We start from the raw sequence: 17,275 nt of genomic DNA, 5'->3' as shown, positions 1-17,275 counted from the left end.
CCGCGGCGCCCGGTGCGCCCCATTGCGCCACCCGGTGCAGCCGGTACGGAAACCGGCGGTCGGAACCTCGCAACTGGCAACGAACCCGGATGCGGGCCGTCACGTCGCTCATTCGGGGACCCGCCGAGAGGTTTGCGAGACTGGGGCGGTGAGAAGTGCAGCTCCCGCTCCGCGGGTCATCGCCGTCGTCGGTCCCACAGCGGCCGGAAAGTCCGATCTGGGTGTTTTCCTCGCCCAGCAGCTCGGCGGCGAGGTCGTCAACGCCGACTCGATGCAGCTCTACCGAGGGATGGACATCGGTACCGCCAAGCTGACGCTCGAGGAGCGCGGCGGCGTGCCGCACCACCTCCTCGACATCTGGGACGTGACGGAGGCCGCCAGCGTCGCCGAATACCAGCGACTCGCCCGGGCGGAGATCGACCGACTGCTCGCCGCCGGCCGCACACCGGTCCTGGTCGGCGGCTCCGGCCTGTACGTACGCGGAGCCATCGACGCCCTCGAGTTCCCCGGTACCGACCCTGCCGTACGGGCCCGCCTGGAGGCGGAACTGGAGGAGCGGGGCTCCGGCGCTCTGCACGCCCGCCTGGCCGCGGCCGACCCCGAGGCCGCCCGTGCGATCCTGCCGAGCAACGGCCGCCGCATCGTCCGCGCCCTGGAGGTCATCGAGATCACCGGCAAACCCTTCACGGCCAACCTGCCCGGCCCGGACTCGGTCTACGACACGGTGCAGATCGGTGTGGACGTGGAGCGCCCCGAACTCGACGAACGGATCACCGCGCGCGTGGACCGGATGTGGGAGGCCGGCCTCGTGGAGGAGGTGCGCACGCTGGAGGCGCTCGGACTGCGGGAGGGGCGCACGGCGGCGCGCGCGCTCGGGTATCAGCAGGTCCTCGCCGCGCTCGCGGGGGAGTGCACCGAGGACGAGGCGCGCGCGGAGACCGTACGCGCCACCAAGCGCTTCGCGCGCCGTCAGGACTCGTGGTTCCGGCGCGACCCGCGGGTCCACTGGCTGAGCGGCGCCGCCGACCACCGGGGGGAACTCCCCCGGGAGGCGCTGACGTTGGTCGAACGAGCGGTCACAGCCTGATCACGTGATGGCATCGGGACGCCACGCCCGTCATTCCAGCGGTCTTCGGCGTGCCATCATCGAGCATCGATCGACCAAGTGGAGTCCGAGTTGGGAGGGCGCGTGGCGATGGAGGCCGGCCCTCGCGACAGAGAACAGCACGACGCCGTCCGCGGCGAAGGCGCGGGTGACGCGCCCGGTTTGACGCCGGACGGTCCCGACGACGCCGAAGGCACCTCCGTCGAGGTCGACACCGGCGAGGTCGAGGTCGAACTGCGGCCGCAGCGACGCCTGCGGATCTGGCAGCTCGCGCCCATCGTCGGCCTCGCCGCCGTCGGCTCGCTGATGTTCGCCTTCCCCCTCGCCTTCGGTTCCGGCGAGGGCGGCGCCGTCGTCGCCATGCTGGGACTTCTGATCAGCTGCTGCGCGGCCGGCTGGGGCATGATGGCCGCCCGCAAGGTCGGCCACACCTGGCCCGGCCTGCCGGCCCGCGGCTCCGGCGAACGTCCGAACTGGCGGGTGATCGCCTTGTACGTCTCCGTCAGCGCGCTCCTGGTGGCGCTGGCCGTCTGGCGCGTGGCCCGCCTCCGCTGACGGCCACCAGACGGGCAGCCTCCCCCGACGCCCGACGCCCGACGCCCGACGCCCGACGCCCGACGCCCGACGCCCGACGCCCGACGCCCGACGCCCGACGCCCGACGCCCGACGCCCGACCCCGAGGCCTGGGCCTGAGCCCCTCGACGCCCACCCCGTGGACCGTCGAGGCCGCTGTCGGACCCGACCCGTAGAGTTGATCCGTGACCAGCACGCAGACCTCCTCGCCGCTCCCCTTCCTCAAGGGCCACGGGACCGAGAACGACTTCGTGATCGTTCCGGACGCCGACAACGCCGTCGACCTGCCCGCCGCGGCCGTCGCGCGGCTGTGCGACCGACGCGCCGGGATCGGCGGCGACGGGCTGCTGCACGTGGTCCGCAGTGCCGCCCACCCCGAGGCCCGGGGCATGGCCGACGAGGCCGAGTGGTTCATGGACTACCGCAACGCGGACGGATCGGTCGCCGAGATGTGCGGCAACGGGGTCCGCGTCTTCGCCCGCTATCTGCAGCACGCCGGCCACGTCACCGCCGGCGAGGTCGCCGTCGCCACCCGGGGCGGGGTCAAGCGGGTCCACCTCGACAAGGACGGCTCCGTCACCGTCTCCATGGGCCGCGCCCTGCTCCCCGAGGACGGCGTCACCGTCACCGTGGACGGCCGCAGCTGGCCCGCCCGCAACGTGAACATGGGCAACCCGCACGCCGTCGCCTTCGTGGAGAGCCTCGACCACGCGGGAAGCCTCTTCACCGAGCCGCCCTACAGCCCCGCCGAGGTGTACCCGCACGGCGTGAACATCGAGTTCGTCGCCGACCGCGGCCCCCGCCACGTCGCCATGCGCGTGCACGAGCGCGGCGCCGCCGAAACCCGCTCCTGCGGCACGGGCGCGTGCGCCGTCGCCGTGGCCGCCGCGCGCCGGGACGGCGCCGACCCCGCCCTGACCGGCACCCCCGTCACGTACACCGTCGACGTCCTCGGCGGCACGCTGATCATCACCGAGCACCCCGACGGCGAGATCGAGATGACCGGCCCGGCCGTGATCGTCGCCGAGGGCACGATCGACCCTTCGTGGCTCGCCGACGGAGAAATCGAAACAGTCAACGACTGATCGTTCCCTCGAATGGGTGATCCGTTTCACGCTGGGCGAGAGCGCGACTGCGCCACGTGGTGGGGTCGGTAGCATCAAGCACCGGCCCGGCGGGCACGCCTTGCCCGCTCACCGCCGGTCGACGCCGCCGGAGGTGCCCATGAGTGCAGAGGCCACCAATCCTGTGAACGCAGCGGAGGCCACGGGCCCCGACGCTCCCAGCCGCAGGCGCGCCCGTCCGAGGATCGATCTCCGCAGGCTGGGCCGTGCCGCTCTGCTCGGTCCCACCACGAGGGACCGGCTGCCCGACGCCATCGGGCACGTCGCCGAGGCCCACCGCGCCCATCACCCGGACGCCGACCTGGCCGTGCTGCGCAGGGCGTACGTCCTCGCCGAGTCCTCGCACCGCGGCCAGTTCCGCAAGAGCGGCGAGCCGTACATCACCCATCCGCTCGCGGTCACCCTCATCCTGGCCGAACTCGGTGCGGAGACGACGACCTTGACCGCCTCCCTCCTCCACGACACCGTGGAGGACACCGAGGTGACCCTCGATCAGGTCCGCGAGGAGTTCGGCGACGAGGTCGCCTATCTGGTCGACGGCGTGACCAAGCTGGAGAAGGTCGACTACGGCGCAGCCGCCGAGCCCGAGACCTTCCGCAAGATGCTCGTCGCCACCGGCAACGACGTCCGGGTCATGTCGATCAAACTCGCCGACCGGCTCCACAACATGCGCACCCTCGGGGTGATGCGCCCCGAGAAACAGGCCAGGATCGCCAAGGTCACCCGCGACGTCCTCATCCCGCTCGCCGAACGGCTGGGCGTCCAGGCGCTCAAGACCGAGCTGGAGGACCTCGTCTTCGCGATCCTCCACCCCGAGGAGTACGAGAACACCCGCGCCCTCATCGCCGAGAACACCGGCGCGGGCGACGCGCTCGCCGCCATCGCCGAACACGTCTCGGCCGTCCTGCGCGAGGCGGGCATCGCCGCCGAAGTCCTCGTCAGACCCCGGCACTTCGTCTCCGTCCACCGCGTCCGGCTCAAGCGCGGCGACCTGCGCGGCAGCGACTTCGGCCGCCTCCTCGTCCTCGTGGGCGAGGACGCCGACTGTTACGCGGTCCTCGGCGAGCTCCACACCTGTTTCACGCCGGTGATCTCCGAGTTCAAGGACTTCATCGCGGCGCCCAAGTTCAACCTGTACCAGTCGCTGCACACCGCCGTCGCCGCCCCCGACGGCGCCGTCGCCGAAGTCCTCATCCGTACGCACCAGATGCACAAGGTCGCCGAGGCCGGAGTCGTCGCCCTCGGCAACCCGTACGTCCCCGCGGCGACGGGGGAGGGCGCCGCCGAACCGGCCGAGGACGGAGAGCGCGCCGACCCCACCCGCCCCGGCTGGCTCTCCCGACTGCTCGACTGGCAGCAGGCCACCCCCGATCCCGACACCTTCTGGACCTCGCTGCGCGCGGACCTCGCCGAGGACCAGGAGATCACCGTCTTCCGCGCCGACGGCGGGACGCTCGGCCTGCCCGCCGGGGCGAGCTGCGTCGACGCCGCGTACGCGCAGCACGGCGAGGCCGCGCACGCCTGCCTCGGCGCACGCGTCAACGGGCGCCTGGCGACGCTCAGCACGGTCCTGAACGACGGCGACACCGTGCAGCTGCTCCTGGCCCAGGACACCGCCTCCGGGCCGTCCCCCGAGTGGCTGGAGCACGCCCGTACACCCGCCGCGCGCATCGCGATCACGGCATGGCTCCAGGCGCACCCGGAGACCGCGAAGGCGCCCTCCGCCGCCCCCCGGCCGCCCTCCTCCGTCACCGCCGACCGCCGCTCCGGCGCCAGGCTCCTCGCCGACCTGCCGGGCACCCCGGCCACCGCCGTACGGCCGGCGGGCTGCTGCACCCCCGTACCCCCGGACGAGATCACCGGCTTCCAGGTGCGCGGCGGGTCCGTCACCGTCCACCGCACCGGCTGCACCGCCGTCGACACCATGAGACGGCTCGGGCGCGAACCCGTCACCGTCCACTGGGGCGACACCGCCGAATGCCGCGTCACGCTCGTCGCCGAGTCCTTCGGCCGGCCCCGGCTCCTCGCGGACCTCACCGAGGCCATCGCCGCGGCGGGCGTCGCCGTCGTCTCCGCGACCGTCGAACCGCCCGTCGAGCAGCGGGTCCGGCACACCTACACCCTCCAACTCCCGGACGCGGCAGGGCTGCCCGCTCTCATGCGCGCCATGCGGGACGTGGCCGGTGTCTACGACGTGAGCCGCGCCCGGCGCCCGGCGTCCCAGGAGGACTGACTCCGGCGGGCACCCGGCCGTGCCCCCTTCGAGTGGCCGGCGAGCGCGCCGCCCGGGGGAGCGCGGGGCGCACTGGTAGCCGTAGCTCATGCCGCTCACACCCCGTCATCCCTCCCCACGCGCGCGGTGGATGCGCTCCGCCGTCCTGGTCGCCGCCTCGGCCGGGCTCGTCGCCGCCGCCCTCCTCGCGCCCGCGCCGCTCGGCATCGGGGACCCCCTCTTCCCCCACCTCGGAAACCCGGGTTACGACGTCCTCTCGTACGACATCGCCTTCACCTATCAGGGGGAGAACACCCGCCCGCTCGAGGCCGTGACCCGGATCGAGGCGCTCACCACCGCCGACCTGGAGCGGATCAACCTGGACTTCACGCACGGCAAGGTCCGCTCCGTCGCCGTGGACGGCGAACCGGCCGAGTTCGTGACCAGCGGCGAGGACCTGGTGATCACGCCGGCCCGGGAGACCGAGGAGGGCGAGGCCCTGACCATCGAGGTCGCCCACACCAGCGACCCCGGCGGATCCGCCGCCTCCGGCGGCTGGGTCCGCACCGGCGACGGCCTCGCCATGGCGAACCAGGCCGACGCCGCCCACCGGGTCTTCCCGTCCAACGACCACCCGGCCGACAAGGCGTACTTCACCTTCCGGATCACCGCCCCCAGCGGCCTCACAGCCGTCGCCAACGGTCTGCCGGCGGGTCGGACCACGGCCGGCGCCACCACCACCTGGATCTACCGCACGGCACACCCGATGGCCACCGAGCTCGCCCAGGTCTCCATCGGGCGCACCACCGTGGTCCACCGGACGGGAACCCACGGCCTTCCCCTCCGGGACGTGGTGCCGACCGCCGACCGTGAGCTGATGGAGCCCTGGCTGAAGCGCACCCCGGGCCACCTGGAGTGGATGGAGCGCCAGGTCGGCCGGTACCCGTTCGAGACGTACGGCATCCTCGTCGCGGACGCGGACACCGGCTTCGAGCTGGAGACCCAGACCCTGTCTCTCTTCGAGAGAAGACTGTTCACGGAGCCCGCGTTCCCCGAGTGGTACGTCGACTCGATCATGGTCCACGAGCTGGCCCATCACTGGTTCGGCAACAGCGTCTCGCCCCGCACCTGGTCCGACCTGTGGCTCAACGAGGGGCACGCGAGCTGGTACGAGGCGCTGTACGCGGAGGAGACCGCGAAGCAGTCCCTGGAGCGGCGCATGAAGGCGGCGTACGCCGCATCCGACCGGTGGAGGGCCGCCGGCGGCCCTCCGGCGGCCCCCGAGCCCCCCAAGCCCGGCCAGAAGATCAGCCTCTTCCGGCCGGTCGTGTACGACGGGAGCGCCCTGGTCCTGTACGCGCTGCGCCAGGAGATCGGCAAGGACGCCTTCCAGCTTCTGGAGCGCCGCTGGGTGAGCGAGCACCGCGACGGGACCGCCTCCACCGCCGACTTCACGGCCCTGGCCTCCGCGGTGGCCGAGCGCGACCTCACCTCGTTCTTCGCCGGCTGGCTGTACGCCCGGAAGACGCCCGCCATGCCCGGCCACCCCGACTGGCGCAGCCAGCCGGCCACGGCCGCCCCGAGCGCCGCGAAACCGGGGTGACGGGCCCGGGCCGACCGTGTCACCATCGTCAGGTCGACGCCGCGGCCGGCCCGGGAATTCTTCGGTGCCGTCACACGTTGTGATCGACGTAACGACTTTCCTATCGACGTAAGGATCCAATGACCTCCTCTTCTTCCCCTTCCCAGGACGAGCAGAGCTTCGCCGAGACGAGCCGCACCGAGAGCCTTCGGGCCGATGCCCTGATGGAAGAGGACGTCGCCTGGAGCCACGAGATCGACGGGGAGCGGGACGGCGATCAGTTCGACCGCTCCGAGCGCGCGGCTCTGCGCCGCGTGGCGGGCCTCTCCACCGAGCTCGAGGACGTCACCGAGGTCGAGTACCGGCAGCTGCGCCTGGAGCGCGTGGTGCTGGTCGGCGTATGGACCTCGGGGACCGTTCAGGACGCGGAGAACTCCCTCGCGGAGCTGGCGGCTCTCGCCGAGACGGCGGGTGCCCTGGTGCTCGACGGCGTGATCCAGCGCCGCGACAAGCCGGACCCGGCCACCTTCATCGGATCGGGCAAGGCGCGCGAGCTGCGGGACATCGTGGTCGAGACCGGCGCCGACACCGTCGTCTGCGACGGCGAGCTCAGCCCCGGCCAGCTCATCGCCCTCGAAGACGTCGTCAAGGTGAAGGTGGTCGACCGGACCGCCCTGATCCTGGACATCTTCGCCCAGCACGCCAAGTCCCGAGAGGGCAAGGCGCAGGTCGCGCTCGCGCAGATGCAGTACATGCTGCCGCGACTGCGAGGCTGGGGTCAGTCGCTCTCCCGTCAGATGGGTGGCGGCGGCGGTGGCGGCATGGCCACCCGTGGCCCCGGTGAGACCAAGATCGAGACCGACCGGCGTCGGATCCGCGAGAAGATGGCGAAGATGCGCCGGGAGATCGCGGACATGAAGACCGGCCGCGACATCAAGCGGCAGGAGCGGCGCCGTCACAAGGTGCCGTCGGTCGCCATCGCCGGGTACACCAACGCCGGCAAGTCCTCCCTGCTCAACCGGCTGACCGGCGCGGGCGTGCTGGTGGAGAACGCACTGTTCGCCACCCTCGACCCGACCGTGCGCCGGGCCGAGACCCCGAGCGGCCGGCTGTACACGCTGGCCGACACCGTCGGGTTCGTACGGCACCTGCCGCACCACCTGGTCGAGGCGTTCCGCTCCACCATGGAGGAGGTCGGTGACTCCGATCTCATCCTGCACGTGGTGGACGGCTCGCACCCGGCTCCGGAGGAGCAGCTGGCGGCCGTGCGCGAGGTGTTCCGCGACGTCGGCGCGGTGAACGTGCCGGAGGTCGTGGTCATCAACAAGGCGGACGCGGCCGACCCGCTCGTGCTGCAGCGGCTGATGCGGGCCGAGCGCCACGCCATCGCCGTCTCGGCGCGTACGGGCGAGGGCATCGAGGAGCTGCTCCTGCTCATCGACGCCGAGCTGCCCCGGCCGCAGGTCGAGATCGAGGCACTCGTGCCGTACACCCAGGGCGGTCTCGTCTCGCGGGCGCACGCCGAGGGTGAGGTGCTCTCCGAGGAGCACACGCCTGAGGGCACGCTGCTCAAGGCGCGCGTGCACGAGGAGCTGGCGGCGTTCCTGATGCCGTTCGTTCCGGCCGCGCACTGACGGCTCTCCGCTCGGACATCCGCTTCATGCGGAAGGCCCCGCCCCTCGTCGAGGGGCGGGGCCTTCCGCATGCGGTGACCTGAGGCCGGTCGGGGGCCTTCGGTCAGCGGGCGAACTTCTTGCTCACCATCTCGTGCGCGTCCTTCGCGCCCCTGCCGAGCTGCGGGCCGGCCAGCCAGCCGTTGCCGCCGGCCGGGCCGATCGAGGTGTTCGACACCAGCACGGTCTTGCCGTTCGGCAGCGCGCGGAACCAGCCGCCGCCGGAGGAGCCGGCGGTCATGGTGCAGCCGATGCGGTACATGGTGGGCGTGGCGGGCGTCGTGGTCATGCGGCTCGCACGGTCGAGGCACTTGTGCATGATCAGACCGTTGTACGGAGGTGCCGACGGGTAGCCCCAGGCGCCGATCGTCCCGGCCTGCGCGGCCGTCGGAGCCGAGAAGTCGACCGCCAGCGCGGCGCCGACCGTCTCCTCCAGCGACTTCTTGCCGCGCTCCGGCTGCACGTGCAGGACGGCGTAGTCGTACGGCCACGCGGCGTTCGTGCCGCCGCGGTTGATCCACTCGCCCGAGGTGACGGCCCAGTCGGCCCAGTACTGGCCGTAGGGCGCCTCCTCGTGCGGCTGCGCGTTGCGCAGCGCCGCCGGCGACTTGCCGAGGTCGTTGTAGGCGGGGACGAAGGTGATGTTGCGGTACCAGCCGCCGCGCTGACCGGCGTGGACGCAGTGGCCGGCCGTCCAGACCATGTTGGACCTGCCGGGCCGGCGCGGGTCCTTCACGATCGTGCCCGAGCAGACCATGTGGCCCTGCGGCGAGTCGAAGAAGATCTTGCCGACCGGGGCCGCGTTGCGGTGGTACGGCGTCTTCTCGCGCTGGGCCTGGACGGGCCGCGGCACGGGGTCGCTGCCGCCGGCGCCGGCCGTGGTGGCGATCGTCTGGTCCGGGCTCTTGGCCGTCTGCATGCGCCGGGAGTCCCAGAGCCCCTCGATCACCGGGTTGACGAAGTCCTCGGCCTCACGGAGCCAGGTGTCCTTGTCCCAGTTCTTCCACTCGCCGTCCTTCCACTTGTCGGGGTCGACGCCGTGCTTCTTCAGCTTGTCGGCGAGGTCCTTCGGAAGGGCGGCTCCGCCGCCGCCGGTGGCGGAGGCACTGGCCTCCGCCGAGGGCTTGTCGGCCGCCGGTGTCTCGGTCGGGCCGCAGGCGGTGGCCGTCAGGGCCAGCGTCGCGCCCAAGGCGGCGAAGGCCGGCAGGAGTCGTACGGAACGCATGTGTGAGATCCCCCTGGGATGTTCTCGCGTCCGGGCATCGCAAGAAGTGCTAAGAAATGCTTGCCATGGACGCGTCATTAGCGGTGCACAGTATGCCCGTAGGAAGGAGGCGGGACCCGACGGGCCCCGCCTCCCGATCGCACGTGCCGGAGCTGCCCGATCGCACGTGCCGGAGCGGTCCGGCCGCACGCGCCGGATCCGTCCGGCCGCTCACGGCCGGACGCGAAACGCCTAGCGGCCGGCGAACTTCTTGCTGACCTCGTCGTAGATGCCCTTGGCCTCGTCGCCCAGGCGCGGACCGGCCAGCCAGCCGGCCTTCACCGGGCCGATCGAGGTGTTGGAGACCAGCGCCGGCTTCCCGTCTCGCCCCGCGGCGACCCAGCCACCGCCGGACGAACCACCGGTCATGGTGCAGCCGATGCGGTACATCGTCGGCTGTGCCGCCTTCACCGACAGCCGGCCCGGCTTGTCCTGGCACTGGAACAGCTTCTGGCCGTCGAACGGCGGACCCGCCGGGTACCCCGTCGCCGTCATGTTCGCGATCTTCGACACCGCCGGCGCGGCGAACTCCACCGGGAGCGCCGAACCGACCGTCTCCTCCAGCGACTTGCCCGTGCTGCCCTTCTCCGGCGTCACGTGGATCACCGCGAAGTCGTACGGAGCGCCCTGACCGCCGGTCGTCGCGCCCTCCGCGATCCACTGCTCGGACGTCTGCGCCCAGTCGCCCCACCACACGCCGTACGGAGCGACCTGCTCCCGCGTCGCGTTCTCCAGCTGCGCGGTCGGCAGGGCGCGGTCGTTGTACGAGGGGACGAAGGCGATGTTGCGGTACCAGCCGCCCTTCTTGCCGGCGTGCACGCAGTGACCGGCCGTCCAGACCATGTTGGACCTGCCCGGGTTGGCCGGGTCCTTCACGACCGTGGCCGAGCAGACCATCGAACCCTCGGGCCCGTCGAAGAACACCTTGCCCGCCTCGGGGGCGCTGGAGTGGTACGGCGCCGGCACACCCTTCGCCTTCACGGGCGCGGGGGTCGGGTCGGTGACACCCTCGTCGCCCGAGATGTCCTCCTCCTCGACCGGCTTGTCGGGCCGCTGGGCGTCCCGCATGCGGTCCGGGTCCCAGAGGTCCTCGATGATCGGGTTGACGTAGTCCTTGGCCTCACGCAGCCACTTGTCGCGGTCCCAGTTCTTCCACTCGCCGTTCCGCCACTTGTCCAGATCGATCCCGTGCTCCTTGAGCCGGTCCTTCAGATCGTCCGGAATAGTGATCTTGTCGCCGGCGGACGGGATCGCGGGCGCGCTGGGCTTGTCTCCCGCGTTCTCCTCGGTCGGGCCGCAGCCCGTCGCCGTCAGCGTCAACGCCGCGACGGCGGCTGCCGCGGCCAGCAGCGGACGAATCGATCGCATCTCGTGATCCCCCTGGGACTACGTCAACTTGTGCATGAGTGAACGGTGGTGGCGCCGGGACCGGCGCCGAAGTGCGGCCCCCACTATGCCGGTGCCGGAGGGGACGGTACGAGGCAGGTCCGCGGTTCCGGCCCCCGCGCAGCCGTTGCCTGCCCGTGATCCCCGCCACTCCAAGGATCTTGGTTTCTCCCGTGATCCTTGGCAGCCCTCGTCGTTGGTACGTACGGGGGACAGGAAGGCAGCGTTCAGAGGCGCCGTTCACACGGTCGAGCAACGTACCGATGTGCAACGCAACTGTTACAGCGGGAGGACACCGAGCCGTGGCCGTGACCGAACCAGCTCCGGCCGTACCGTCGGCCGCGCCCGCCCGCCCAGCGGATCGGACCGCAGCCGGGGGCGGTGCCCTCGAAGGCATCCTCCGCCGCCAGTCCCTGCGCGAATCGGCGGCGCGCACCTACGCCCGGTCACTGCCGATCGTCCCCGTACGAGCCCGGGGACTGACCATCGAGGGCGCGGACGGCCGCCGTTACCTCGACTGCCTCTCCGGCGCCGGCACGCTGGCCCTCGGACACAACCACCCGGTGGTCCTCGAAGCCATCAAGAAGGTCCTCGACTCCGGCGCCCCCCTCCACGTCCTCGACCTCGCCACCCCGGTCAAGGACGCCTTCACCACCGAACTGTTCGCCACCCTTCCCCCGGCGTTCGCCGACGACGCCCGCATCCAGTTCTGCGGACCCGCCGGGACGGACGCGGTCGAGGCCGCCCTCAAACTCGTCCGCACGGCCACCGGCCGCAGCGGGCTGCTCAGTTTCACCGGCGCCTACCACGGCATGACCGCCGGGGCCCTCGACGCCTCGGGAGGCGCGACGGACGTACGGGTCACCCGGCTGCCCTACCCGCAGAACTACCGCTGCCCCTTCGGCGTCGGCGGCGAACGCGGCGCCGAACTGGCCGCGCGCTGGACCGAGAGCCTCCTCGACGACCCCAAGAGCGGTGTCACCACCCCCGCCGGCATGATCCTCGAACCCGTCCAGGGCGAGGGCGGTGTCATCCCCGCCCCCGACGCCTGGATGCGCCGGATGCGGGCGATCACCGCCGCCCGCTCCATCCCGCTCATCGCCGACGAGGTCCAGACCGGCGTCGGCCGCACCGGCGCCTTCTGGGCCGTCGAACACAGCGGCATCGTCCCCGATGTCATGGTCCTCTCCAAAGCCATCGGCGGTTCCCTCCCGCTCGCGGTCATCGTCTACCGGTCGGAACTCGACGCCTGGGAGCCCGGCGCCCACGCCGGCACCTTCCGGGGCAACCAGCTGGCCATGGCCGCCGGAGCCGCCACTCTCGCGTACGTACGGGAGAACCGGCTCGCCGACCGCGCGGCCACCCTCGGCGCACGGATGCTCGGCCGCCTCCAGGGCCTGGCCGCCGCCCACCCCTGCATCGGCGATGTGCGCGGCCGCGGGCTGATGATCGGCGTCGAACTCGTGGCGCCCCACACCGACGACCCCGACGCCCTCGCCCCACCGGTCGACCCCGCCCTCGCCGTGGCCGTCCAGCGCGCGTGCCTCGACCGCGGCCTCATCGTCGAACTCGGCGGCCGCCACTCGGGAGTCGTCCGGCTCCTGCCGCCGCTCACCCTCAGCGACGAGCAGGCCGAGGCCGTCCTCGACCGCTTCGCCGACGCCCTGGCCGCCGCCGAGCGCGCCCACCGCCCGGGTCCGCCCGCGCACGACGCGCGACTCCGGAACGACACCGGACCGTCCCACTGATTCCGGACCGAAGCCGGACACCCTCACAAGGAAGCCCCCGTGAACGCCAGCCCCGCCTCCGAAGCGTCCGACACCGGCAGCGCCGCCAGCGGCCCGCTCACCGTCGAACAGGCCACCGTCCCCCGCCAGCACTCCGGCCCGTACGACCGGCAACCCACCCGCACCGTCCCGTACGCGCCCACGGCCGCGAGCGGCGCGTCCGCGTGGCAGGACCACCTCGACGACCCGGACGCCCGGCGCGCCGCCGACACGGCGACCATCGAGAACCTGCTGCGCTGCTGGGTGCGGGAGAAGAACCTGCCCGCCCCCGCCCCCGACTCCACCACGCTCCGTATCCCCCTCGAAGCCAGTGGCACCGCCCTCCTCGTCCCGGTCCGCTACTGGTCGCCCACGGGATGGCACCGCTTCGGCGCCCCGGCCCTCGAAGGGCTCCGTGCCTCCGCTCCCACGGCCGACGCCGTCACCGTCGCCGCCCTGCTCAGCCGCGAGACCGGCCGCCCCGAGGGCACCGAACTCGTCGGCCGCGTCGCCGACTCGGCCCGCCGCACCGCCGACTTCATCGCCGACCGGCGGCGCCGCCCCAACCCCGGCCCCGAGGCCGACCTCTTCCTCACCGCCGAACAGTCCCTGCTGCTCGGCCACCCCCTGCACCCCACCCCCAAGAGCCGCGAAGGGCTCTCCGACTCCGAGGCCCGGCTCTTCTCACCCGAGCTGTACGGCTCCTTCCCCCTGCACTGGATGGCCGTCGACCACACCGTCCTCGCCTCCGACTCCGCCTGGACCGAACAGGGCCGCGCGGTCACCGCCGCGCAGCTCGCCACCGGACTCGCCCTCGCCGAAGGGCTCGAAGTCCCCGCCGGAACAGTGCCGTTGCCGCTCCATCCCTGGCAGGCCCGCGAACTCCCGCACCGCCCGGCCGTCGCCGCCCTCCTCGACTCCGGTCTCCTCCACGACCTCGGCCCCCACGGCGCCTCCTGGCACCCCACCTCCTCCGTGCGCACCGTCCACCGCCCCGGCGCCCGGACGATGCTCAAGCTCTCCCTCGGCGTCCGCATCACCAACTCGCGGCGTGAGAACCTCCGCAAGGAACTCCACCGCGGCGTCGAGGTCCACCGGCTCCTGCGCACCGGGCTCGTCGACCAGTGGCAGGCCGCCCACCCCGGCTTCGACATCGTCCGCGACCCCGCCTGGCTCGCGGTCGACACCCCGGACGGCGCCCCCGTACCCGGCCTGGACGTGATGATCCGACACAATCCCTTCGCCGCCGGGGACGACGCCGTCTGCATCGCCGCCCTCACCGCCCCCCGTCCCTGGCCCGGCACGACCCGGATGAGCTCCCGCCTCGCCGACCTTGTCACCCGGCTCGCCGCCCGCACCGGCCGTCCCACCCCCGCCGTCGCCGCCGAGTGGTTCCTGCGCTACCTCGACCAGGTCGTCCGGCCCGTGCTCTGGCTCGACGGCACCGCCGGAGTCGCCCTCGAGGCCCACCAGCAGAACACCCTCGTGCTCCTCGACCCCGACGGCTGGCCGGTCGGCGGCCGCTACCGCGACAACCAGGGCTACTACTTCCGCGAGTCCCGCCGCGACGAGCTGGAGAGCCGCCTCCCCGGCATCGGCGCCGCCAGCGACACCTTCGTCTCCGACCAGGTGACCGACGAACGCTTCGCCTACTACCTCGGCATCAATAACGTCCTCGGCCTGATCGGCGCCTTCGGCTCCCAACGTCTCGCCGACGAACGCGTCCTGCTCGCAGGCTTCCGCCAGTTCCTCACCTCCGCCACCGGCCTCGGCTCCCCCCTGCCCCACCGCCTCCTGGAAGCCGCGACCCTGCGCTGCAAGGCCAACCTGCTCACCCGCCTGCACGGCCTGGACGAGCTCGTCGGACCCGTCGACACCCAGTCCGTCTACGTCACCATCACCAACCCCCTTCGTGCCTGAAAGACCACGCCGACCGCACCGCAGAGAGGAGAATGGCTCCGTGCCTCCCACCGACGCGAGCGCCGACACCGACGACCTCGCCGGCGCCGGAACCAGCCCCCCGCCCCCGGCGGACACCGGCGGAGAGGACACCCTGGACCTGCACCTCTCGGACGAACTCATCGCCCTCTTCGCGGCGGGCGACAGCACGGCGACCGCCGACGGCGACCTCCTCGACGCCGTCGCCGCATGGAGTCCGGCCCCGACCCCGGTCGGATCCTTCCGACTCGTACCCGTGCGGCTCGAACGGGACCTGACGCTCATCAGCCGCTGGATGAACGACCCGGCCGTGGCCGCCTTCTGGGAGCTGGCCGGCCCCGAGACCGTGACCGCCTCCCACATCCGGGCCCAACTCGACGGCGACGGCCGCAGCGTGCCCTGCCTCGGTGTCCTGGACTCCACCCCCATGAGCTACTTCGAGATCTACCGGGCCGACCTCGACCCGCTCGCCCGCCACTACCCGGCACGCCCCCACGACACAGGGATCCATCTGCTCCTGGGCAGCGTCGCCGACCGCGGCCGCGGAATCGGCACGACGCTCCTGCGAGCCGTCGCCGATCTCGTCCTCGACCACCGCCCTCGGTGCTCCCGTGTCGTCGCCGAACCAGACCTGCGCAACACCCCCTCCGTCTCCGCCTTCCTGAGCGCCGGCTTCCGCTTCTCCGCGGAGGTCGACCTTCCCGACAAGCGAGCCGCCCTCATGGTCCGTGACCGCACCCTTCGGCACGTCCTGTGAACGCCCCTCCGCCTTACATACACCGCCCGACCCACAGCGGTTCCCACCCCGAGGAGTCCCCGTGCCGTCGTCCCCTGCCACCCACGACTCCGCACTGTTCTCGCCTCCCGAGCTGAACCCGGCCGCCTGGACCCGCGCGTCCGCCCGCCTGCTGGCCAAGACGGTGGGCGAGTTCGCGTACGAGGAGATCGTCGAGCCCGTCCCCGCCGACGACCCCGACGCCCCCGACGAGTCCGCCGGCCCCGATGACCCCGGTCGCCCCGACCGATACGAGCTGCGCCTCGACGACGGCTCGGCGCTCCGCTTCACCGCCCGGCGCGGTGCGTACGGAAGCTGGCGGGTCGCAGCCGACTCGATCACCCTCGACGGGCAGGCGCTGACCGACCCCCTCGACTTCCTCGTCCGAGCCCGGCGACTCCTCGGTCTCGATGGAGCCACCCTCGGCCATATGATCCGCGAGCTCACCACCACCCTCGCCGCGGACGCACGGCTCGAGCAGACGGCGCTGACCGCCGACCGCCTCGCCGATCTCCCGTACGCCGAACTCGAAGGTCACCAGACCGGCCACCCGTGGCTCGTCCTCAACAAGGGCCGGATCGGCTTCTCCGCCGGCGACGCCGCCCGGTGGGCCCCCGAGGCCCGCCGCGCCTCCCGCCTGCCCTGGATCGCGGTCAGCACCGACCTCGCCTCCTACCGAGGAGTCCCGGGTCTCGACACCCCCGACCGGCTCTACGCGCGCGAGCTCGACGCCGAGGTCCTCGACACCTTCCACGCCGTGCTCCGGGCCCGGGGCCTCGACCCCGAGAGGTACCTCCTCCTGCCCGTCCACCCCTGGCAGTGGGACGAGGTCCTGCTCCCGCTCTACGCTCCGGCCGTCGCCGCCGGGGCCGTCGTGCCGCTCCCCGCCGACGGCGATCTCCGGCTGCCGCAGCAGTCCGTCCGCACCTTCCTCAACACGAGCAGGCCCGACCGGCACACGGTGAAGCTGCCGCTCTCCGTCCTCAACACCCTGGTGTGGCGCGGCCTCCCCACGGAGCGGACCCTCGCCGCCCCCGCCGTCACCTCCTGGGTCCACGGGCTGCGCGACGCCGATCCGTTCCTGCGCGACGAGTGCGGGGTGATCCTGCTCGGCGAGGTCGCCTCCGTCACCGTCGAGCACCCTCTCTACGACCGGTTGCCCGAGGTTCCCTACCAGTACAAGGAACTGCTTGGCGCGATCTGGCGCGAACCGCTCAGGCTGCCGCCGGGCGAGCGGGCCCGCACGCTCGCCTCCCTGCTCCACACCGATCCGGACGGCCGGGCCTTCGTCGCCGAGCTGGTCGAGCGCTCCGGCCTCGCTCCCGAGGTCTGGCTCCAGCACCTCTTCACCTCGCTCCTGCCGCCGCTGCTGCACTTCCTCTACCAGTACGGCACCGTGTTCTCCCCGCACGGCGAGAACGCCATCGTCGTCTACGACGAGCAGGACGTCCCGGTACGCCTGGCGATCAAGGACTTCGTCGACGACGTGAACATCAGCGCGCGCCCGCTGCCCGAGCACGACGCGATGCCGGACGACGTGCGGGCCGTCCTTCTGACGGAGGAACCCGACTTCCTGACCCAGTTCATCCATTCAGGGCTCTTCGTCGGGGTCTTCCGCTACCTGGCACCGCTCTGCGAGGAACAACTGGCGGTGCCGGAGGCCGACTTCTGGGCGCTCGTGCGCGCCCAGATCCTGAGCCACCAGGCACGCTTCCCCGAGCTGAAGGAACGGTTCGAGCTCTTCGATCTGCTCACCCCGCGCATCGAGCGGCTGTGCCTCAACCGCAACCGTCTGCACCTGGACGGCTACCGCGACCGCCCCGAGCGGCCGCACGCCGCCGTCCACGGGACGGTCCCGAATCCGCTCGCGTGATCCG

Annotated in this window: 12 protein-coding genes; 10 read left to right on the top strand and 2 right to left on the bottom strand. The window is 72.4% G+C overall.

The genetic code is table 11. The annotated features are described in order from the left end of the window. The first annotated feature begins 148 nt into the window (after window positions 1-148). The 6 genes from miaA to hflX all read left to right on the top strand — a co-directional run bounded on the left by miaA (window position 149) and on the right by hflX (window position 8,230). Window positions 149-1,087 carry a tRNA (adenosine(37)-N6)-dimethylallyltransferase MiaA gene (gene miaA / locus ACF06X_RS10620; RefSeq protein ID WP_392286828.1) on the top strand — a complete coding sequence of 313 codons (939 nt, stop codon included), beginning with the start codon at window positions 149-151 and terminating at the stop codon, window positions 1,085-1,087. Window positions 1,088-1,195: 108 nt separating this feature from the next. After that, window positions 1,196-1,660, top strand: coding sequence for a hypothetical protein (locus tag ACF06X_RS10615; RefSeq protein WP_392286919.1), 465 nt, complete (start codon window positions 1,196-1,198; stop codon window positions 1,658-1,660). 203 nt (window positions 1,661-1,863) lie between these two features. After that, a complete protein-coding gene (gene dapF, locus ACF06X_RS10610; RefSeq protein WP_392286827.1) occupies window positions 1,864-2,763 on the top strand; it encodes a diaminopimelate epimerase in 900 nt (299 codons plus the stop codon). 139 nt (window positions 2,764-2,902) lie between these two features. Continuing rightward, window positions 2,903-5,035 (top strand): RelA/SpoT family protein, encoded by a 2,133-nt coding sequence (locus ACF06X_RS10605; RefSeq protein ID WP_392286826.1) that lies wholly within the window; start codon window positions 2,903-2,905, stop codon window positions 5,033-5,035. An 88-nt stretch (window positions 5,036-5,123) separates the two neighbouring features. Next, window positions 5,124-6,617 (top strand): M1 family metallopeptidase, encoded by a 1,494-nt coding sequence (locus ACF06X_RS10600; RefSeq protein WP_392286825.1) that lies wholly within the window; start codon window positions 5,124-5,126, stop codon window positions 6,615-6,617. Between the two features lie 119 nt (window positions 6,618-6,736). Continuing rightward, a complete protein-coding gene (gene hflX / locus ACF06X_RS10595; protein ID WP_392286824.1) occupies window positions 6,737-8,230 on the top strand; it encodes a GTPase HflX in 1,494 nt (497 codons plus the stop codon). A 103-nt stretch (window positions 8,231-8,333) separates the two neighbouring features. Here hflX and ACF06X_RS10590 read toward each other — a convergent pair whose 3' ends face one another. Both ACF06X_RS10590 and ACF06X_RS10585 read right to left on the bottom strand, forming a co-directional pair. Then, window positions 8,334-9,494: a trypsin-like serine peptidase gene (locus ACF06X_RS10590; RefSeq protein ID WP_392286823.1), complete on the bottom strand. Its 1,161-nt coding sequence runs from the start codon at window positions 9,492-9,494 to the stop codon at window positions 8,334-8,336. A gap of 231 nt (window positions 9,495-9,725) precedes the next feature. Further along, the gene (locus tag ACF06X_RS10585) at window positions 9,726-10,901 is read right to left on the bottom strand and encodes a trypsin-like serine peptidase (protein WP_392286822.1); all 1,176 of its coding nucleotides are present in this window, start codon (window positions 10,899-10,901) and stop codon (window positions 9,726-9,728) included. 320 nt (window positions 10,902-11,221) lie between these two features. Between ACF06X_RS10585 and ACF06X_RS10580 the strand changes: the two genes are divergently transcribed. From ACF06X_RS10580 to ACF06X_RS10565, 4 genes are all read left to right on the top strand, one after another. Continuing rightward, window positions 11,222-12,667, top strand: a complete 1,446-nt coding sequence (locus tag ACF06X_RS10580; RefSeq protein WP_392286821.1) for a diaminobutyrate--2-oxoglutarate transaminase family protein — start codon at window positions 11,222-11,224, stop codon at window positions 12,665-12,667. Window positions 12,668-12,706: 39 nt separating this feature from the next. Further along, complete coding sequence (locus ACF06X_RS10575; protein WP_392286820.1) at window positions 12,707-14,605, top strand: IucA/IucC family protein; 1,899 nt, start codon at window positions 12,707-12,709, stop codon at window positions 14,603-14,605. 40 nt (window positions 14,606-14,645) lie between these two features. Then, complete coding sequence (locus ACF06X_RS10570; RefSeq protein WP_392286819.1) at window positions 14,646-15,380, top strand: GNAT family N-acetyltransferase; 735 nt, start codon at window positions 14,646-14,648, stop codon at window positions 15,378-15,380. Between the two features lie 61 nt (window positions 15,381-15,441). Then, window positions 15,442-17,271: an IucA/IucC family protein gene (locus ACF06X_RS10565; RefSeq protein ID WP_392286818.1), complete on the top strand. Its 1,830-nt coding sequence runs from the start codon at window positions 15,442-15,444 to the stop codon at window positions 17,269-17,271. Window positions 17,272-17,275 lie beyond the last annotated feature (4 nt).

Source organism: Streptomyces sp. NPDC015346, assembly GCF_043078785.1.
GTDB lineage: Bacteria > Actinomycetota > Actinomycetes > Streptomycetales > Streptomycetaceae > Streptomyces.
Note: the sequence above shows the minus strand (reverse complement) of the source record. Positions and strands in the feature narration are given on the sequence as shown.